19 protein-coding genes are annotated in these 19,797 nt (G+C 72.2%); all 19 read left to right on the top strand.

Features of this window, described 5'->3' with window-relative positions:
- Positions 1-114: 114 nt before the first annotated feature.
- The 19 genes from ACK2IS_RS05520 to atpD all read left to right on the top strand — a co-directional run bounded on the left by ACK2IS_RS05520 (position 115) and on the right by atpD (position 19,724).
- Positions 115-1,458 carry a homoserine dehydrogenase gene (locus ACK2IS_RS05520; protein ID WP_409485145.1) on the top strand — a complete coding sequence of 448 codons (1,344 nt, stop codon included), beginning with the start codon at positions 115-117 and terminating at the stop codon, positions 1,456-1,458.
- A 2-nt stretch (positions 1,459-1,460) separates the two neighbouring features.
- Positions 1,461-2,549, top strand: a complete 1,089-nt coding sequence (gene thrC / locus ACK2IS_RS05525; protein WP_409485146.1) for a threonine synthase — start codon at positions 1,461-1,463, stop codon at positions 2,547-2,549.
- Positions 2,550-2,552: 3 nt separating this feature from the next.
- Positions 2,553-3,530, top strand: a complete 978-nt coding sequence (gene thrB / locus ACK2IS_RS05530) for a homoserine kinase (protein ID WP_409485147.1) — start codon at positions 2,553-2,555, stop codon at positions 3,528-3,530.
- A 399-nt stretch (positions 3,531-3,929) separates the two neighbouring features.
- On the top strand, positions 3,930-6,068 hold the full coding sequence (gene rho, locus ACK2IS_RS05535) for a transcription termination factor Rho (protein WP_409485148.1): 2,139 nt from the start codon (positions 3,930-3,932) through the stop codon (positions 6,066-6,068).
- Between the two features lie 267 nt (positions 6,069-6,335).
- Positions 6,336-6,548 (top strand): 50S ribosomal protein L31, encoded by a 213-nt coding sequence (rpmE, locus tag ACK2IS_RS05540; RefSeq protein WP_409485149.1) that lies wholly within the window; start codon positions 6,336-6,338, stop codon positions 6,546-6,548.
- Positions 6,549-6,640: 92 nt separating this feature from the next.
- On the top strand, positions 6,641-7,726 hold the full coding sequence (gene prfA / locus ACK2IS_RS05545) for a peptide chain release factor 1 (RefSeq protein WP_409485150.1): 1,086 nt from the start codon (positions 6,641-6,643) through the stop codon (positions 7,724-7,726).
- Positions 7,719-8,651, top strand: a complete 933-nt coding sequence (gene prmC / locus ACK2IS_RS05550) for a peptide chain release factor N(5)-glutamine methyltransferase (protein WP_409485151.1) — start codon at positions 7,719-7,721, stop codon at positions 8,649-8,651. The genes prfA and prmC overlap by 8 nt, the downstream gene beginning before the upstream one ends.
- Before the next feature lie 9 nt (positions 8,652-8,660).
- Complete coding sequence (locus ACK2IS_RS05555) at positions 8,661-9,428, top strand: L-threonylcarbamoyladenylate synthase (protein ID WP_409485152.1); 768 nt, start codon at positions 8,661-8,663, stop codon at positions 9,426-9,428.
- A gap of 55 nt (positions 9,429-9,483) precedes the next feature.
- Positions 9,484-10,761, top strand: a complete 1,278-nt coding sequence (gene glyA, locus ACK2IS_RS05560; protein ID WP_409485153.1) for a serine hydroxymethyltransferase — start codon at positions 9,484-9,486, stop codon at positions 10,759-10,761.
- Positions 10,762-10,783: 22 nt separating this feature from the next.
- Positions 10,784-11,923 (top strand): glycosyltransferase family 4 protein, encoded by a 1,140-nt coding sequence (locus ACK2IS_RS05565; RefSeq protein WP_409485154.1) that lies wholly within the window; start codon positions 10,784-10,786, stop codon positions 11,921-11,923.
- 124 nt (positions 11,924-12,047) lie between these two features.
- On the top strand, positions 12,048-12,476 hold the full coding sequence (locus tag ACK2IS_RS05570) for a hypothetical protein (RefSeq protein ID WP_409485155.1): 429 nt from the start codon (positions 12,048-12,050) through the stop codon (positions 12,474-12,476).
- Positions 12,473-12,781, top strand: coding sequence for a hypothetical protein (locus ACK2IS_RS05575; RefSeq protein WP_409485156.1), 309 nt, complete (start codon positions 12,473-12,475; stop codon positions 12,779-12,781). The genes ACK2IS_RS05570 and ACK2IS_RS05575 overlap by 4 nt, the downstream gene beginning before the upstream one ends.
- Positions 12,782-12,854: 73 nt before the next feature.
- Complete coding sequence (atpB, locus tag ACK2IS_RS05580; RefSeq protein ID WP_409485157.1) at positions 12,855-13,655, top strand: F0F1 ATP synthase subunit A; 801 nt, start codon at positions 12,855-12,857, stop codon at positions 13,653-13,655.
- A gap of 113 nt (positions 13,656-13,768) precedes the next feature.
- Complete coding sequence (locus ACK2IS_RS05585) at positions 13,769-13,981, top strand: F0F1 ATP synthase subunit C (RefSeq protein ID WP_409485636.1); 213 nt, start codon at positions 13,769-13,771, stop codon at positions 13,979-13,981.
- Positions 13,982-14,033: 52 nt separating this feature from the next.
- Positions 14,034-14,696, top strand: a complete 663-nt coding sequence (locus ACK2IS_RS05590) for a F0F1 ATP synthase subunit B (protein WP_409485158.1) — start codon at positions 14,034-14,036, stop codon at positions 14,694-14,696.
- On the top strand, positions 14,696-15,508 hold the full coding sequence (locus tag ACK2IS_RS05595; RefSeq protein ID WP_409485159.1) for a F0F1 ATP synthase subunit delta: 813 nt from the start codon (positions 14,696-14,698) through the stop codon (positions 15,506-15,508). Before ACK2IS_RS05590 ends, ACK2IS_RS05595 begins: the two co-directional genes overlap by 1 nt.
- A gap of 67 nt (positions 15,509-15,575) precedes the next feature.
- Complete coding sequence (gene atpA, locus ACK2IS_RS05600; RefSeq protein WP_409485160.1) at positions 15,576-17,210, top strand: F0F1 ATP synthase subunit alpha; 1,635 nt, start codon at positions 15,576-15,578, stop codon at positions 17,208-17,210.
- Between the two features lie 97 nt (positions 17,211-17,307).
- Positions 17,308-18,234: a F0F1 ATP synthase subunit gamma gene (locus tag ACK2IS_RS05605; protein ID WP_409485161.1), complete on the top strand. Its 927-nt coding sequence runs from the start codon at positions 17,308-17,310 to the stop codon at positions 18,232-18,234.
- Positions 18,235-18,263: 29 nt separating this feature from the next.
- Entirely contained in the window at positions 18,264-19,724 is a 1,461-nt protein-coding gene (gene atpD / locus ACK2IS_RS05610; protein ID WP_409485162.1) for a F0F1 ATP synthase subunit beta, read from the top strand.
- The last annotated feature ends 73 nt before the right edge of the window (positions 19,725-19,797 follow it).

Here is a 19,797-nt window from a genome sequence, read left to right on the forward strand (position 1 = left end):
CGGATGCCGGACACGGCCGCGGGCGACCCCGGACGGCGACCCACACTGAGGGTGACCGGGGGTCGGCATACGTGGGTCCCGGTCCGGCCGACCAGGGAACGAGGAGCAGCACGCGTGGACGACAGCGACAAGCACCGGCCGATCCGCGTGGCGCTGCTCGGGTGCGGCGTGGTCGGGTCCTCGGTGGCCCGGCTGATGCAGGAGCAGGCCGACGACTTCGCCGCCCGCGTGGGCACCCCGCTCGAGCTGGTCGGCGTCGCCGTGCGGCGGCTCGGCCGGGACCGCTCCGAGGCGGGCGTCGACCCGGCGCTGCTCACCACCGACGCCGAGGAGCTCGTCACCCGCGCCGACGTGGTCGTCGAGGTCATCGGCGGCATCGAGCCGGCCCGCAGCCTGATCCTGCGCGCCTTCGAGCACGGCGCGTCCGTGGTCACCGCCAACAAGGCGCTGCTGGCCGAGCGGGGACCGGAGCTGTATGCCGCGGCCGAGGCGGCCGGGGTGGACCTCTACCACGAGGCCTCGGTCGCGGGCGCCATACCGCTGCTGCGCCCGCTGCGGGAGTCCCTCGCGGGCGACGACGTCCGCAAGGTCCTCGGGATCGTCAACGGCACCACCAACTACGTGCTCGACAAGATGCACACCACCGGCCAGGGCTTCGGGGAGGCCGTCGAGGCCGCTCAGGCGCTGGGCTACGCCGAGGCCGACCCGACCGCCGACGTCGAGGGCTTCGACGCCGCCGCCAAGGCCGCCATCCTCGCGTCGCTGGCCTTCCACTCCCGGGTGAGCGCCCGCGACGTCCACCGCGAGGGCATCACCGAGGTGAGCGCGGCCGACATCGCCGCGGCCGAGGCGATGGGCTGCGTCGTCAAGCTGCTCGCGATCTGCGAGCGGGTCGACGCCGACCCGGCGACCGGCACCGACCGGACCGGCATCTCGGTCCGGGTGCACCCGGCGATGATCCCGCTGAGCCACCCGCTCGCGGGCGTCCGCGAGGCCTTCAACGCGGTCTTCGTCGAGGCGCGGTCCGCCGGCGAGCTGATGTTCTACGGCCGCGGCGCAGGCGGCGACCCGACCGCCTCGGCCGTCCTCGGCGACGTGGTCGCCGTCGCCCGTCACCGCGTCGGCGGCGGGCGCGGACCGGGCGAGTCGACCTATGCCGACCTGCCGCCCCTGCCCATGGGCGAGGCGCGGACGCGTTACTTCATCAGCCTGGACGTGGCCGACGAGCCGGGCGTGCTCGCCGCCGTGGCCACGGAGTTCGCCCGCAACCAGGTGTCCATCGAGACCGTCCGCCAGACCGCGCGCGCCGACGACGAGCACCGCGCGGAGGAGCGGGCCGAGCTCGTCGTGGTGACGCACGCGGCGCCGGACGCGGCGCTCGCGGCCACGGTCGAGGCCCTGGCGGGGCTGGCACAGGTGCGCGAGGTGTCGTCCGTGATGCGAGTCGAGGGAGAGTGACCATGGTCCACCAGTGGCGTGGGGTGATCGAGGAGTACCGCGAGCGGCTGCCGATGCTGGCGGGTGCGCCCACCGTGACCCTGCGGGAGGGCGGCACCCCGCTGATCCCCGCGAAGCACCTGTCCGAGCTGGTCGGCGCCGAGGTCCACCTCAAGTACGAGGGGCTCAACCCCACCGGCTCGTTCAAGGACCGCGGCATGACCACGGCGATGTCCGTGGCCGCGCGGTCCGGGGCGCGGGCGGTCATCTGCGCCTCCACCGGCAACACCTCCGCGAGCGCCGCGGCCTACGCCACCAAGGCCGGGATGACCTGTGCGGTCCTCGTGCCCGAGGGCAAGATCGCGATGGGCAAGCTCTCCCAGGCCGTCGCCCACGGCGCCACGCTGCTGCAGGTCGACGGCAACTTCGACGACTGCCTGACCGTGGCCCGCAAGCTCGCCGAGGCCTATCCCGTGGAGCTGGTGAACTCGGTCAACCCCGCCCGCATCGAGGGGCAGAAGACCGCGGCCTTCGAGGTCGTCGACGCGCTCGGCGACGCCCCCGACATCCACTGCCTGCCCGTCGGCAACGCGGGCAACATCACGGCCTGCTGGCGCGGCTATCGCGAGTATGCCGAGGAGACGGCAGGACTCGCGCCCGTCGCCACGCAGCTGCCGCGGATGTGGGGCTTCCAGGCCGCGGGGGCCGCCCCGATCGTCAAGGGTCACCCGATCGACCACCCCGAGACCGTGGCCACGGCGATCCGGATCGGCAACCCGGCCTCCTGGCAGCAGGCCGAGCAGGCGCGGGACGACTCGGGCGGGCTCGTCGACGCGGTGACCGACGCGCAGATCCTGGAGGCGCACCGGATCCTGTCCTCGCGGGAGGGCGTCTTCGTCGAGCCCGGGTCCGCGGCGTCGGTCGCGGGCCTGCTCCGCAGCGCCGAGGCCGGGCTGGTGCCGCGCGGCGCACGCATCGTCTGCACCGTCACCGGGCACGGCCTCAAGGATCCGCAGTGGGCGCTGCGGACCGCCGCCGGCGACGAGATCACGCCCGTGTCCGTGCCGGTCGACGCGGTCTCGGTGGCCGCGGCGCTCGGCCTCGAGGGCTGAGCGGTGCCGCGCCGGCTGGTTCCCGGGACAGGGGTGCGGGTCGAGGTGCCGGCCAGCTCGGCCAACCTCGGGCCGGGCTTCGACACCCTCGGGCTGGCCCTGGAGCTGCGTGACACCGTGGCGGTCCAGGTCACCGGCGACCGACTCGTCGTCGAGGTGGTGGGGGAGGGGGCCGAGGAGGTCCCGCGCGACGCCTCGCACCTGGTCGTGGCCTGCCTGCTCGAGGCTCTGCACCGGCTCGGCGTCGAGCCGCCCGCCGGTCTGAAGGTCGTCTGCCGCAACGTGGTCCCGCACTCGCGCGGTCTCGGCTCCTCGGCGGCGGCCGCCGTCGCGGGCTACGCCGCGGCGTCCGCCCTCGTCGGACCGCTCGACCGGGACCTGGTCAACGACCTGGCCGGTGCCCGGGAGGGGCATCCGGACAACTCCTCCGCGTCGGTCTTCGGCGGTATGACGCTGTCCTGGACCGAGCAGGCCGAGGACGTCGGGGAGCAGTCAGGCAGCCGGGCCGTCGACAAGCCCGCGCGCGCCGAGGTCGCGCCCAGGGTCCGCACCGTGCGCCTCCACGTGCACCCGGACGTCGTGCCCGTGGTGCTGGTGCCGGACACGGCCCTGTCCACGGCCACCGCCCGCGCCGCCCTGCCCGCGCAGGTCGCCCACGGGGACGCCGCGGCCAACGCCGGCCGGGCCGCCTTGCTCGTCGAGGCGCTCACCCGACGTCCGCAGCTGCTGCTGCCCGCGACCCAGGACCGGCTGCACCAGGAGCAGCGACGCGCCGACTACCCGGCGACGATGACGCTGGTCGACCGGCTGCGCGCGGCCGGTCACGCCGCCGTCGTCTCCGGGGCGGGCCCGACGGTGCTGGTGCTGACGACGGCGACGAATCTCCCTGCCGTCCAGTCGTTCCCGCTTGCCGAGGGGTGGCTGCGGCTGCTTCCGGGGCTGGCGACGGAAGGGGTCGTCGCCCGCCCGCTGCCGGCCTGACGACGGCTCGCGAAGCCGGCCCGCACCAGGCCGTGCGGACGCGGTTCCCACCCCGTGTCGACACCGGTGATAGCCTGACCGTGCATCGAGCACCAGAACCGGACCTGTGGTCGGACCGGGGAGTCCCTCCCCGGCGGACCGACGATCCGGAGACGTGACGCCGATCCCCGTGCCGACACCCTGCTGTCGACGAGAGGTGCCCCGCGGGTGGCGACACGATCAGCCCCAGATGCACCCATCCACCGACGCGCCCCCTTGCGCTCGGACCGGCTCCCGTTCACCCTCGCCCCTGGCGATGGACGGCGGGGCCTGGAAGGGACCAGAGCCGAGCCACCGTCTCGGCGCTAGCTCCTGCGGCGGCGCGGACGCCCCGCAGACGACGAGGGGGAAGGAACCTTCGTGACCGACAACACCGACACCACCGCATCCGGTGGTGCCCAGCGACGCACGACCGCACTCTCGGCGATGCGTCTGCCCGAGCTCCAGGCCGTGGCCGCGGAGATGGGCATCCCCGGCACGGCCAAGATGCGCAAGAGCGATCTCGTCGCCGCCATCCGGGAGCGTCGGGGCGGCGGCCGCGCCGCCGCCGAGGCGGCGCCGGTGGCCCCCACCGCCGCGGCGCCCGACGCCGCCCGTGAGTCGTCCGACCGGTCTGCGACCGCGGACCGGACCGAGACCAGCGCCAGCGCCGAGGCCGCCGAGCGCCCCCAGGCCATCGAGCGGCCCGAGGCGACCGAGCCGCGGGCGGCCGACCGGTCGCAGGCCGAGGACCGCTCCCGCGGGGTCGCCCGCACCGAGCGGGGACGCGACCAGGGACCGGGCGAGCAGCGCGAGGACGGTCGTGACGAGCGCGGTCCCGAGCGTTCCCAGGGCGAGCGGCGCACCCGTCGGGGCCGACGGGTGGCCTCCGCGCCGGCCGGTGCAGCGGGCACCGGCGGTGACGGCGACGTCGACCGGCGCACCCAGGACCTCGCCGCCGAGCTGCGCGAGCAGGCGCAGCGTCAGGCCGGGTCGCCGGACGGAGAGCGCGGGCAGCGCGGCGACCGGGACCACCGTCCGGAGCAGGAGCAGCGAGGGGAGCGCGACCAGGGCCGCGAGGGCCGTGGCGACCGGGACCAGCGCCAGCGCGGCGACCGGGACCGCGATCAGGGCCGGGCGGACCAGCAGCGCGACCAGCGTCAGCGCGGTGACCGGGACCAGCACGGCCGAGGCGACCGTGGCGGCGACACCCGCGCCGACCGGGGCGGGGACAGCCGGTTCGACGACGAGCTGGGTGGCCGTCGTCGTGGCCGTCAGCGCGGTCGGGACCGCAAGCGCCGTGGTCGCGAGGGCGGCGACGTCCGCAGCGAGGACGTGAGCTACTCCGACGAGGACGTGCTGCTGCCCGTGGCCGGTGTTCTCGACGTGCTCGACAGCTATGCCTTCCTGCGCACGAGCGGCTACCTGCCCGGCCCGAGCGACGTCTACGTCACGCTGCCGATGGTCAAGCGCTACGGCCTGCGCAAGGGCGACGCCGTCCAGGGCGTCATCAAGGACCCGGGCGAGGACGGTGCGGGCCAGCACCAGCACGGCAAGCAGGGTCGCTTCTCGGCGCTCGTGCGCGTCGACGCGGTCAACGGTCAGACGCCCGAGCAGGCGCGTGACCGGGTCGAGTTCAGCAAGCTGACCCCGCTCTACCCGCAGGACCGGCTGCGCCTGGAGACCGAGCCCCACGTCCTGACGACCCGGATCATCGACCTGGTGTCGCCGATCGGCAAGGGTCAGCGTGGTCTGATCGTCTCGCCGCCCAAGGCGGGCAAGACCTTGATCCTGCAGGCCATCGCCAACGCCATCACGGTCAACAACCCCGAGGCCCACCTCATGGTCGTGCTCGTCGACGAGCGCCCCGAGGAGGTCACGGACATGCAGCGCACCGTCAAGGGCGAGGTCATCGCCTCGACCTTCGACCGGCCGGCGTCCGACCACACGACCGTCGCCGAGCTCGCCATCGAGCGCGCCAAGCGGCTCGTGGAGCTCGGCCAGGACGTGGTGGTGCTGCTCGACTCGATCACCCGCCTGGGGCGGGCCTACAACCTCGCGGCCCCCGCGAGCGGGCGCATCCTGTCCGGTGGTGTGGACTCGTCCGCGCTCTACCCGCCCAAGCGCTTCTTCGGTGCCGCCCGCAACATCGAGCACGGCGGGTCGCTCACCATCCTCGCGACGGCGCTGGTGGAGACCGGCTCCAAGATGGACGAGGTGATCTTCGAGGAGTTCAAGGGCACCGGCAACATGGAGCTGCGCCTGTCCCGCCAGCTCGCCGACCGCCGTATCTTCCCCGCCGTCGACGTCAACCCCTCGGGCACGCGTCGTGAGGAGATCCTCATGAGCAGCGAGGAGCTCAAGATCATGTGGAAGCTGCGTCGCGTCCTGTCGGCGCTGGACTCCCAGCAGGGCCTGGAGCTGCTCCTGGACCGCCTCAAGAAGACCAAGAGCAACATGGAGTTCCTCATGCAGGTCCAGCAGACCGCCCCCACGGGCGGGCTGGGCTCCGAGGACTGACGGTTCCGGCGGACGAGGCCCCGGGCGAGCGATCTGCCCGGGGCCTCGTCGTCGCCGCGGGTGCGGTGCCGATGCCCGGCCGCCTGACCGTCCGGCCCTGCGGATGCGGGGTGGGCGGGGCAGGGGAGCGTTAGGACCGGCATACCATCCTCTGGCACAATGGAGAGGTTGCCGGTTCACGAGCCCCCCGCCGGTGCGGGAGGTCGCAGGACGGCCCGAGTCCTCGGCTGCTCGACCCGGCACGGCCCACCACCTAGGGAGACCACCATGAAGAAGGACATCCACCCGGAGTACGTCGAGACCCAGGTCACCTGCACCTGCGGCTCGACGTTCACCACCCGCAGCACCGCGACCTCCGGCAAGATCAGCGCCGACGTGTGCTCGCAGTGCCACCCGTTCTACACCGGCAAGCAGAAGATCCTCGACACCGGTGGTCGCGTCGCCCGCTTCGAGGCGCGCTACGGCAAGCGCCAGAAGTAACGCCTACGCCTGGGCCGGTCCTCCCGCTGACACGCGGGGCAGGACCGGCCCTTCGTGTTACCCCGCCCGCCCACCGATCAGGCAGGAGAACCATGCTCGAGTCCGCCCGGGCCGTCGTCGAGGAGCACGCCGAGCTGGAGCGCCGGCTGGCCGACCCCGCCGTGCACGCCGACCAGACCGTGCTGCGCCGGCTCAACACGAGGTATGCCGCCATCGCCCCGACGGTGGCGGCCTTCCACGCCTGGCGCGCGGCCGCCGACGACGTGGGTGCCGCCGAGGAGATGGCGGGGGAGGACGCGTCCTTCGCCGAGGAGCTGCCCGCCCTGCGCGCGACGCGGGACGCCGCCGAGGAGCGGCTGCGCCGGCTGCTCGTCCCGCGCGACCCCGACGACGACCGCGACGTGATCCTGGAGGTCAAGGCGGGCGAGGGGGGCGAGGAGTCCGCATTGTTCGCGGGCGACCTGCTGCGGATGTACCTGCGCTACGCCGAGCGGCGGGGCTGGCGCACCGAGCTCATCGACGCCACCGAGTCCGACCTGGGCGGCTACAAGGACGTGTCGGTGGCCGTCAAGGCGCGCGGCCAGGTGGCGCCGGGGGAGGGGCCCTGGGCGCTGCTGAAGTACGAGGGCGGGGTGCACCGGGTCCAGCGGGTGCCCGTCACCGAGTCGCAGGGCCGGATCCACACCTCGGCCGCCGGCGTGCTGGTGATGCCCGAGGTCGAGGACGTCACCGAGGTCGAGCTGCACGACGCCGACCTCAAGGTCGACGTCTACCGCTCCTCCGGTCCCGGCGGGCAGAGCGTCAACACGACCGACTCCGCGGTGCGGATCACCCACGTGCCCACGGGCACGGTCGTCTCCTGCCAGAACGAGAAGTCCCAGCTGCAGAACAAGGAGTCCGCGCTGCGCGTCCTGCGGGCGCGGCTGCTTCAGGCGGCGCGTGACGAGGCCGCCGCCGCGGCGTCGGACGCCCGCCGGTCCCAGGTGCGCACGGTCGACCGCTCCGAGCGGATCCGCACCTACAACTTCCCGGAGAACCGCATCGCCGACCACCGCACGGGCTACAAGTCCTACAACCTCGACCAGGTCCTCGACGGGGACCTGCAGCCGGTCGTGCAGTCCGCCGTGGCGATGGACGAGGCCGCCCGGCTCGCCGCGGTCGCGGGCACCGGTGACTGACCTGCGCGGCGCCGTGCGCGCGGCGACCGCCCGGCTGGGGGCGGCGGACGTGCCCTCGCCCGCCGTCGACGCCGTCCACCTGGCGGCGCACGTGCTGGGCTGCGGGCCCGGCGAGGTGCAGCGCCGGATGCTGCTGGGGGTGGACCTGCCTGCCGAGCAGCATCAGCGGTATGCCGAGCTGGTGACCCACCGAGCCGCCCGGGTGCCGCTGCAGCACCTCACCGGCCGGGCGGGCTTCCGGCGGCTGGAGCTGTCGGTGGGTCCCGGGACCTTCGTGCCGCGACCCGAGACCGAGCTGTCCGTCGAGCTGGTGCTGGGGGAGCTGGACGCCCTCGACGCGGCCGCCACGGGCGCCTCGGTGGCACCCCGCGTCGTCGTCGACCTGGGCACCGGTTCCGGGGCGATCGCCCTGGCCGTCGCCGACGAGCGACCCGCGGCCCGGGTGCTGGCGGTGGAGCTGTCCGAGCCGGCCGCCCGTCGGGCCCGGCACAACGCCACCACCCTGGACCTGGACGTGACGGTGATCCACGCCGACGCCACCGGCGACCCGCGGACGGCGTCGGACCTGGCGCCCCTGCGCGACCTGGTCGGCGGTGTGGACGTCGTGGTCAGCAACCCGCCCTACATCCCCGTCGGCGCGGTGCCCCGGGACCCCGAGGTGCGCGACCACGACCCGGAGCTGGCGCTCTACGGCGGCTCTGCGGACGGGCTCGCCATACCCCTGGCCGTGGCCCGGACCGCCGCGGTGCTGCTGCGCCCGGGCGGACTGCTCGTCATGGAGCACGCCGACTGCCAGGGGCAGACCCTGCCCGCGGCGCTGCGGACGGGCGGCTGGCTGGAGGTGCACGACCACCGCGACCTGGCCGGACGGCCCCGGGCGACCACGGCACGCCGCTCCGGAGGGACCGAGGGCCTGGCCGGTTAGGCTCGCCCCATGAGCGAGACCTACGACTGCACGAGCCCGGAGGGCCTCGAGGCAGGTCTGACGGAGGCGGCCGAGGCGGTGCGCCGCGGCCAGGTCGTGGTCCTCCCGACCGACACGGTGTACGGCGTGGGCGGTGACGCGTTCAACCCCGAGGCGGTCCGGGCGGTCCTCGCGGCCAAGGGCCGGGGCCTGGACATGCCGCCGCCGGTCCTGGTGCCGCACGCGCGCACGGTCGACGGGCTCGCCGTGGACGTGCCGGCCTATGCCCGCGACCTGATGGAGCGCTTCTGGCCCGGCGCGCTGACGCTGGTGCTCATCGCCCAGCCCTCGCTGATGTGGGACCTGGGCGAGACCAACGGCACCGTGGCCCTGCGGATCCCGCGCGACGAGACCGCCCTCGCGCTGCTGACCCAGGTCGGGCCCATGGCCGTGACCAGCGCCAACACGACGGGGCTGCCGGCCGCGCTGTCGTGCGCGGAGGCGGAGGGGATGCTCGGCGAGGCGGTCGCGGTCTACCTCGACGGCGGTGCCTGCGAGGACGGCGAGGCGTCGACGATCCTGGACTGCACCCAGTCCCGGCCGCGGATCCTGCGGCACGGCGCGGTGACCGAGGAGCAGCTGCGCGAGGCGCTGGGCGAGGTCCGGATGGAGGGCGACGAGGAGCCGTCCGAGCAGGGCGGTGGCCCGCAGGCGACGGACGCCCCGCGCGATTCCTCGGCCGACGCGGCGCTCCAGGACCCGACCACCGCCGTCCGGCCTGCGGACCCGACCCTCTAGGCTGGCCTGGCCCGGCCCGGCCCGGCACCACCCACGAACCTCTCGGGAGACATCGATGTCCGACACCACGTTCTACGGCTCCGACTACGCCGCGCTGGAGGCCTTCGACCCGGACATCGCCGGCGTCCTGCAGTCCGAGCTCACCCGCATCCGCAGCGGGCTGCAGCTCATCGCGAGCGAGAACCTCTCGAGCCCGGCCGTGCTGACGGCGCTGGGCTCGACCCTGTCCAACAAGTACGCCGAGGGCTACCCGGGGCGTCGTTACTACGGCGGGTGCGCCGAGGTCGACAAGGCCGAGCAGATCGCGATCGACCGGGCCAAGGAGCTCTTCGGCGCCGACCACGCCAACGTGCAGCCGCACTCGGGCGCGAGCGCCAACCAGGCGGTCTACGGCGCCTTCTGCCGGCCCGGGGACACGGTGCTGGCGATGTCGCTGCCGCACGGGGGCCACCTGACGCACGGCGCCAAGGTGTCCTTCTCCGGCAAGTGGTTCGACGTCGTGCACTACGGCGTCGACAAGGAGACCGAGGACATCGACTACGACCAGGTGCGGGACCTGGCCCGGGAGCGTCGCCCCAAGGTCATCCTCGCGGGTGGCTCGGCGATCCCGCGCCTCATCGACTTCCAGGCCTTCCGCGAGATCGCGGACGAGGTCGGCGCGATCTTCTGGGTGGACGCCGCCCACTTCATCGGCCTGGTCGCGGGCAAGGCGATCCCCTCGCCGGTGCCCCATGCCGACGTCGTGACCTTCACCACGCACAAGGTGCTGCGCGGTCCCCGCTCGGGCGCACTCGTGTGCAAGGAGGAGCACGCCGCCAAGCTCGACAAGGCGGTCTTCCCGATGATGCAGGGCGGCCCGCAGATGCACACCATCGCGGCCAAGGCCGTGAACTTCAAGGAGTGCCTGTCGGCGGACTACCAGCAGTACGCCAAGGACGTCATCGCCAACGCCCGGCGCCTCACCGAGGGTCTGGCCGAGCGCGGCCTGCGCCCCACGACGGGCGGCACCGACACCCACCTGGCGCTGCTCGACCTGCAGCCGGTGGGGGTCACGGGCGCCGACGCGGAGCTGCGCTGCGACGCGGCCGGGATCGTGCTCAACAAGAACGCCATCCCCTTCGACCCGCAGAAGGCCAACGTCGCCTCCGGCATCCGCGTCGGCACCCCGTGCCTGACGACGCAGGGCATGGGCCTGGCCGAGATGGACACCGTCGCCGAGCTGATCCACCGTGCGGTCACCGCGACCGACGGCGACCCCGGGCACCCCGTGGCCCGCGAGGTCCGGGCCGCCGTGGACGAGCTGGTCACCCGCTTCCCGGCCTACCCGCGCTGACCCCTGAGGAGGCCGAGCCGGCGTGCGTGAGTACCTCCTGGTCATGGTGGTCGCTGCGGCGATCACCTTCCTGATGACACCTCTCGCACGCTGGCTCGCCGTCCGCGCCGGGGCGGTCACCGCGGTCCGCGACCGTGACGTGCACGTGGTCCCCATCCCGCGGATGGGTGGGGTGGCCATCCTGCTGGGCTTCCTCGGTGCCGTGCTCGTGGCCTGGCGCCTGCCCTTCCTCGGCGGGTATGTCGAGGGGCAGCCGCCCACCGACAGCGTCTTCACCGACGGTCGGCTCACCGGCGTGGTCGTCGGCGCGGTCCTGGTGTGCCTGGTGGGAGCTGTGGACGACGTCCGCGAGCTCGACTGGTTGACCAAGCTGGCGGGGCAGATCCTGGCCGCCGGGATCATGGCCTATCAGGGCATGCAGCTGCAGTCCTTCCCCTTCCTCGGCGGACAGACGGTGTTCCCGATCGCCGTGATGTTCGCCCTGACGATCTTGATCGTGGTGGTCACCACCAACGCCGTGAACTTCGTCGACGGGCTGGACGGGCTGGCCGCCGGCATCGTCGGGATCGCGGCGTTCACCTTCTTCGCGTACTCCTACGTCGTGTCGATGGCCTACAACCCGCCCAACGCGTTCTCGTCGGCGACGCTGATCTCGGCGGCGCTGGCCGGGTGCTGCGCGGGCTTCCTGCCGCACAACTTCCACCCGGCCCGGCTGTTCATGGGCGACAGCGGGGCGCTGCTGCTCGGGCTGCTGCTGTCCGCCGCCACGATCTCCATCACCTCCCTGGACCCCACGCAGGTGAGCGTGGGTCCGGGCCGCGGCAACCAGGTCATGGGCTGGATGCCGCTGCTGCTGCCGCTCGCGATCCTGTCGTTGCCGCTGCTCGACATGGTTCTTGCCGTGGTCCGGCGGACCCGGGCGGGCGTGCAGCCCTGGCGCCCGGACGCCCACCACCTGCACCACCGGATGCTGCGGGCGGGCCACACCCACCCCCGGGCGGTTCTCCTGCTCTACCTGTGGGCCGCCATCGTGTCCGTGGGGATGCTGGCGGTCGCCATGCTCGACGGCTGGGTGCCGCTGGTCAGCGTGGTCGCCGCCCTGCTGATCGCCAGCCGGCTCACCTTCCGCAGGTCGGGCTCGCCCCGCCGACGGACCTTGTGATAGCGTTCACAAGCAGGTGGGGACAGTCGTGCACACTGTCGTGCCCCGTCGGACCCCGCACGCACCGCAGCGCCGGCCGGAGCCTGCGCCCACCCGTCCCGCAGCCTGACCCGAGGAGCCATCCGTGCCCGATCGGCGACCCCCCGCGAGCCCGGACGTCGTGTCCGGCATGCTCCGGTCCGCCGCCCTGGCGGGGCTCGCCGTCACTCTTGTGGCCGCAGCCGCCGCAGGGGTCACCCGCGGGGAGCGAGGGGCCCTCAGCGGTGCCGCCGGGTCGCTGGTGGCGACCGCCTTCCTCAGTGCGGGTGTGAGCGTCATCACCGCCCTGACCCGAGGGGCGGGTCCGCTGCTGCCGGTGCTGGCGCTCGTGGCCTACGCCACTCTCATGCTGCTGCTGTTCGGGGTCCTGTGGCGGCTCGACGCCGAGGCCCTGGTCGACCCGGAGCCCTTCGGGTTCGCGGCCTTCGGGGCCACCCTGGCGTGGCAGGTCGCCGCCACCTGGTCCTACCTGCGCGGACGCCACGAGGTCTTCGGCCCCGGAGGTGCCGCGTGAGCACGCCCACCGGTCAGGGGCGCCCGGAGCCGGGCCCTGACGCGACCCCCGGCGGGACCGGGTCCCCCCGCCGTTCCCGTCCGGAGAAGCTGCGCGACGAGCGCTCCGGGCGGACCCAGGACGCCCTGGCCCACTCCGCCGCCACCGACGTCACGGCCTACCTGCTCGCAGGCCCTGCGACGTTCGGTCTGATCGGCCACGGCCTGGACCGTTGGTGGGGGACCGGCTTCTGCCTCCCGACCGGTCTGGTGCTGGGCTTCCTGCTGTCTCTGTACGTCGTCTGGGTCCGGTACGGTAGGGCCTGACTGCGATGAGTCGACACAAGCCGGACACCGTCCGCTCTCGCACCGTCCAGCACTGCTTCAACGAGGAGACACCGTGATCGTCACCGCGTGGCCTGCCCTGAGCAGCCTCCCGGCATCCGAGGACAAGGGCTTCGTCCCGCCCAGCCCCGACGACTTCTACGTCCCGCTGATCGGTGACTGGTTCACCCGACCTATGCTGCTGGCGCTGCTGTCGCTGGTGCTCATCGTCGGCTGGCTGCTGTGGGCCACGAGCCGGGTCTCGGTGGTCCCGACGAAGCGCCAGTGGTTCCTGGAGAACGTCTACGACTTCATCCGCAACGGCGTCTCCCGCGACATGATCGGGTCCCACGACTTCAAACGGTTCACCCCGGTGCTGTTCGCGCTGTTCCTCTACATCCTGGTCAACAACTGGTTCGGCTCGACGCCGTTCACCAACTTCCCGACGATGTCGCGGATCGGCATGGTGCTGCCGCTGGTGGCCATCGTCTACCTCGGCTACCACTACGCCGGCATCAAGAAGCACGGCCTCGGCGGCTACTTCTCGTCGATGGTCCCCAAGGGGATCCCGGTGGTGCTGGCGCCGGTCATCCTGCTGCTCGAGCTGATGACCTTCTTCATCACCCGCCCGCTCACCCTCACCCTGCGTCTGTTCGGCAACATGCTGGCCGGCCACATCCTGATGGGTGTCTTCATCCTCGGCGGCGCCTACATGCTCCTGTCGGGCAACCCGGGCCTGATGGCCGCGTCGCTGGGCGCCTTCGGCCTCGGCTTCCTGATGCAGCTGCTGGAGCTGCTGATCCAGGCCATCCAGGCCTACGTCTTCGTCATGCTCGCCGCGTCCTACTTCGGTGCGGCCGTCGCCGACGAGCACTGACCGAGCCACGGCTCGCCCAGACCTGCTGACCGACAACCGAATACCCCACCGCCTCCCGGGCGGGCAGCCACCCGGGACACCCACAGAGAGAGAATCCTGAGATGCAGCACTTCCTGGAGATCAACGGCTCGATGTCCCTCGTCGGCTACGGCATCGCCACGCTGGGCCCGGCCATCGCCATCGGTCTCATCTTCGCCGCCCTCCTCAACGGCATCGCCCGCCAGCCCGAGGCCGCCGGTCTCCTGCGCCCGCAGGCCATCTTCGGCTTCGCCGTCGCCGAGGCCCTCGCGATCCTCGCCTTCGTCGGTCTGTTCCTCTTCAAGTGACGCGTCCGCGCGTCGCCTGACCGAGTTCGCAGCCTGACCAGAAGGAGACATCGTGCAGCTCACCGCACTGGCGGTCGCGGCCGCCGAGGAGGGCGGTCACAACCCCCTCATGCCGCACATCCCGGAGCTGATCTTCAGCCTGGTGGTGTTCGCGATCATCTGGGTCGTCGTGGCCAAGAAGGTCGCTCCGGCTCTGGAGCGGGCCTATGCCGAGCGCACCGCGGCGATCGAGGGCGGCATGGACCGCGCCGAGGCCGCCCAGCGCGAGGCCGAGGCTGCCCTGGCGGAGTACAAGTCGCAGCTCGCCGAGGCCCGCGAGGAGGCCGCCCGCATCCGCGAGGAGGCCAAGGAGCAGGGGGCGACGATCATCGCGGAGATGCGCGCCGAGGCCCAGGCCGAGGCCAACCGCATCACCGAGTCGGCGCACAAGCAGATCGAGGCCGAGCGCCAGCAGGCGGTCGTCTCGCTGCGCTCCGAGGTCGGGCGCATCTCGACCGACCTGGCCAGCCGCATCGTCGGTGAGTCGCTGCACGAGGAGACTCGGCAGAAGGGCATCGTCGACCGCTTCCTCGCCGAGCTCGAGGCCGGGGACATCCGACCCGTGGCCGTCGGCCAGGGCGCGCCGGCACCGGAGACGCCCGCGTACGGCATCGCCGACCAGGGGACAGCCGGCACCGGAGCGTCCCGCTGGCAGCCCACGGACGGAGCCTTCTGATGCAGGGGGCATCGCGCGGAGCCCTCGTCGAGAGCCGCCGGACGCTGCAGGGGGTCCTGGACTCCGGGACCGACTGGTCCCGGCTCTCCGACGACCTCTTCGCGATGACCTCGGTGCTCGACGGGTCCGCCACCCTGCGCCGCGCGTTCGCCGACCCGACGCGCGACGCCGAGAGCAAGCGGGTCCTCGCGCGCCGGCTGTTCGACGGCAAGGTGACGCCCGCCGCCATCACCGTGCTGTCCGCCGTCACGGCCCAGCGCTGGTCCACCGAGCGCGACCTGTCCGACGCCGTCGAGCTGCTCGCCGTGGAGACCCAGGTCGCCATGGCGGTCGCCGGCGGTCGGGCGGACGACGTCGAGGAGCAGCTGTTCCGCTTCGAGCGCGCGGTCGCGGGGGCACCCGCCCTGCGCGAGGCGCTCGCCGACGGGCAGGCCCCGGTCGAGAGCAAGGCCCGGCTCATCGAGCGCCTGCTCTACGGCAAGGTCCATCCCGAGACCGGCCGGCTGATCCACCAGGCGGTCACCGCGGGACGCGGTCGCACGCTCTCGTCGACGATCGAGGAGTACCTCGCCGTCGCGGCCGAGCGCCGGGACCAGCTCAGCGCCGTGGTCACCGTGGCCGCCCCGCTCACCGCGCAGCAGCAGGCTCGGCTGGCCGCAGCCCTGGGGCGCACCTACGGGCGCACGGTCCTGCTCAAGGTCGTCCTGGACCCCGAGGTCGTGGGCGGCATCCGGGTGCAGATCGGCGACGAGGTCGTCGACGGCACCATCGTCACCAAGCTCGACGCAGCGCGCCGCCACTTCGGCGCCTGAGCGGGTCCGACGCACCACCTGACTACGAGTCGGTCCCCGCGACCGCTACGAGGAGAAGAGACACACAATGACGGAGCTTTCGATCCGTCCGGAGGAGATCCGGGACGCCCTGGACAGCTTCGTGGCGTCGTACCAGCCTGGTGCGGCCAGCCGCGAGGAGGTCGGTCGTGTCGTCGACGCCGGTGACGGTATTGCCCACGTCGAGGGCCTGCCCTCGGCCATGACCAACGAGCTGCTGCAGTTCGAGGACGGAACCCTCGGCCTGGCCCTCAACCTCGACGTCCACGAGATCGGCGTCGTCGTCCTCGGCGAGTTCTCCGGGATCGAGGAGGGCCAGACGGTCCGCCGCACCGGGGAGGTCCTCTCCGTCCCCGTGGGCGACGCCTTCATGGGCCGTGTCGTCAATCCCCTCGGCCAGCCCATCGACGGACTCGGCGAGATCCGGGACGAGGGCCGGCGTGCGCTGGAGCTGCAGGCGCCCAACGTCGTCAGCCGCAAGTCCGTGCACGAGCCGCTGCAGACCGGGATCAAGGCCATCGACTCGATGATCCCGATCGGTCGCGGCCAGCGCCAGCTGATCATCGGTGACCGGCAGACCGGCAAGACCACGGTCGCCGTCGACACGATCATCAACCAGCGCGCCAACTGGGAGTCCGGTGACCCCGACAAGCAGGTCCGCTGCGTCTACGTCGCCATCGGCCAGAAGGGCTCCACCATCGCGTCAGTGCGGGGCACCCTCGAGGAGGCCGGGGCGATGGAGTACACCACCATCGTCGCCGCCCCCGCGTCCGACGCGGCCGGCTTCAAGTACCTCGCGCCCTACACCGGGTCCGCGATCGGCCAGCACTGGATGTACCAGGGCAAGCACGTCCTGATCGTCTTCGACGACCTGTCCAAGCAGGCCGAGGCCTACCGTGCCGTCTCCCTGCTGCTGCGCCGCCCGCCGGGCCGCGAGGCCTACCCGGGTGACGTGTTCTACCTGCACTCGCGCCTGCTGGAGCGCTGCGCGAAGCTCTCCGACGAGCTGGGTCATGGCTCGATGACCGGCCTGCCGATCATCGAGACCAAGGCCGGTGACGTCTCGGCCTACATCCCGACCAACGTCATCTCCATCACTGACGGTCAGATCTACCTCCAGGGCGACCTGTTCAACGCCAACGTCCGCCCCGCCGTCGACGTGGGCATCTCGGTGTCCCGCGTCGGTGGCGCCGCTCAGATCAAGGCGATGAAGGAGGTCTCCGGCCGCCTCAAGGTGGACCTGGCGCAGTTCCGCGCCATGGAGGCCTTCGCCATGTTCGCCTCCGACCTGGACCCCGCCTCCCGTCAGCAGCTCGCGCGCGGCGCCCGACTCGTCGAGCTCCTCAAGCAGCCACAGGCCTCGCCGATGTCCGTGGAGGAGCAGGTCCTTGTGGTCTGGGCCGGAACCTCCGGCAAGCTCGACGACGTCGACGTCGAGGACGTGCGCCGCTTCGAGGCGGAGTTCCTCGACTTCGTCCGTCGGGAGCGCAGCGGGATCCTGGACGCCATCCGCGAGACCAAGAAGCTCGACGACGACAGCAAGTCGGCCATGGACGACGCGATGACCGCCTTCAAGCAGCAGTTCCGTTCGGGCACCGAGCACGCGGGTGTCCACCCCGGCCACGAGGAGTTCGACTCCATCGAGGACGAGCACATGGACCGCGCGCAGATCGAGAAGCACTGACCTGACGAGCAGCACGGTGCCGAGGCGGAGCCCCGGCACCGTGACCGTCGACCAGTGACACCCCGGACACGACAGACAGCAGAGAGGCGGCAACTACATGGGTGGGCAGATGCGGGTCTACCGCCAGCGCATCCGGTCCGTCAGCGCGACCAAGAAGATCACCAAGGCGATGGAGCTCATCGCCGCCTCCCGGGTGATCAAGGCGCGTGAAGCGGTCATGAGCTCGGCTCCCTACACGCACGCGCTCACCCGCGCCGTGTCGGCGGCCGCGACCTATGCCGGTGAGGAGCACCCCCTCACCACGAATCGCGACGGTGGGCGGCGCGCGGGCGTCGTCATCATCACCAGCGACCGCGGTCTGGCCGGGGCGTACTCCGCCTCGGCGCTGAAGACCGCCAACGAGCTGATGGAGCGGCTGCGGGCCGAGGGCAAGGAGGTCGTGCCCTACCTCGTCGGTCGCAAGGCCATCGCCTGGTTCAAGTTCCGGGACCGCGGCTATGCCGAGTCCTGGGAAGGCTTCAGCGACGCGCCGCGCTTCGAGCACGCCAAGGCCATCGGCGACCGGGTCATGCACGACTTCCTGACGGAGGGGCCGGACGGCGTGGACGAGGTCCACGTGGTCTACACCCGCTTCCGCACCATGGTGACCCAGACACCACGGGCGCTGCGGCTGCTGCCGCTGGAGGTCGTGGAGCGTGGCCAGAAGGTCGAGGTCGACCAGGGCTTCCTGGTAGAGCCCGACCGCGACGGCCTGCAGCCGCAGTTCGAGTTCGAGCCGGACGCGGAGACGGTGCTGGACGCGCTGCTGCCGAAGTACGTGACCAGCCGGATCTACACCTGCCTGCTCGGGTCCTCGGCGTCCGAGCTCGCCGCCCGCCAGCGGGCCATGAAGTCCGCCACGGACAACGCCGAGGAGCTCATCAAGACCTACACGCGCCTGGCCAACCAGGCCCGTCAGGCCGAGATCACCCAAGAGATCAGCGAAATCGTGGGCGGCGCGAACGCCCTCGCGGACGCCAAGTAAGCCGCCCAACAGCAAAGGTAGAGAGACTCATGACTGCCACGATGAACGAGGCCCACCAGGGCGCCCCCGCCGAGGGCGGCGTCGGCCGGGTCTCCCGCTCGATCGGCCCGGTCGTCGACGTGGAGTTCCCCGTCGACGCGATGCCCGAGATCTACAACCTCCTCAAGGTCGACGTCGTCCTCGGGGGCGAGAGCAAGACCCTCAACCTCGAGGTGGCCCAGCACATCGGGGACAACCTCGTCCGCGCGATCTCGCTGCAGCCCACCGACGGTCTGGTCCGTGGCGCGGCGGTCCGCGACACCGGTGGCCCGATCACGGTGCCGGTCGGTGACGTGACCCTGGGCAAGGTGTTCAACGCCACGGGCGAGTGCCTCAACCTCGGTGAGGGCGAGCGCCTCGAGGTCACCGAGCGGTGGGGCATCCACCGCACCGCGCCGGCCTTCGACCAGCTCGAGTCCAAGACCCAGATGTTCCAGACCGGCATCAAGGTCATCGACCTGCTGACCCCCTACGTGCAGGGCGGCAAGATCGGCCTGTTCGGCGGCGCCGGCGTGGGCAAGACGGTGCTCATCCAGGAGATGATCGCCCGTGTCGCCCGCGACCACGGTGGTGTGTCGGTGTTCGCCGGTGTCGGCGAGCGCACCCGTGAGGGCAACGACCTCATGGTCGAGATGGAGGAGGCGGGCGTCCTCGGTCAGACCGCGCTCGTCTTCGGCCAGATGGACGAGCCGCCGGGCACGCGTCTGCGCGTGGCCCTGTCGGCCCTGACGATGGCGGAGTACTTCCGCGACGTGCAGAAGCAGGACGTGCTGCTCTTCATCGACAACATCTTCCGCTTCACGCAGGCCGGGTCCGAGGTCTCGACCCTGCTCGGCCGGATGCCGTCGGCGGTGGGCTACCAGCCCACCCTGGCCGACGAGATGGGCGTGCTGCAGGAGCGGATCACCTCCACGCGGGGACACTCGATCACCTCGATGCAGGCGATCTACGTGCCCGCCGACGACTACACCGACCCGGCTCCGGCCACGACCTTCGCCCACCTGGACGCGACGACCGAGCTCTCTCGCGACATCGCCTCCATGGGTATCTACCCGGCCGTGGACCCGCTGACGTCGACGTCGCGCATCCTGGACCCGCGCTACATCTCCCAGGACCACTACAACACCGCGGTGCGCGTCAAGGGGATCCTGCAGCGCAACAAGGAGCTCCAGGACATCATCGCCATCCTCGGCATGGACGAGCTGAGCGAGGAGGACAAGATCCTCGTCAACCGGGCTCGCCGCATCCAGCGCTTCCTGTCGCAGAACACCTACGTGGCCAAGCAGTTCACCGGCATCGAGGGGTCGACGGTTCCGCTGGACGAGACCATCGACGCCTTCACCCGGATCTGTGACGGCGAGTACGACCACGTCGCCGAGCAGGCCTTCTTCATGTGCGGCGGTCTCGAGGACGTCGAGCGTCAGTGGCACGAGATCCAGAAGTCCCTCTGAGCTGCTCGTCGTAGCACCTGTGGCACCGGGGCCGTCACCGTCGAGGTGACGGCCCCGGGCTGTGCCCCGCGTC

This window comes from Arsenicicoccus dermatophilus, assembly GCF_046267915.1.
GTDB classification, from domain to species: domain Bacteria; phylum Actinomycetota; class Actinomycetes; order Actinomycetales; family Dermatophilaceae; genus Arsenicicoccus; species Arsenicicoccus dermatophilus_A.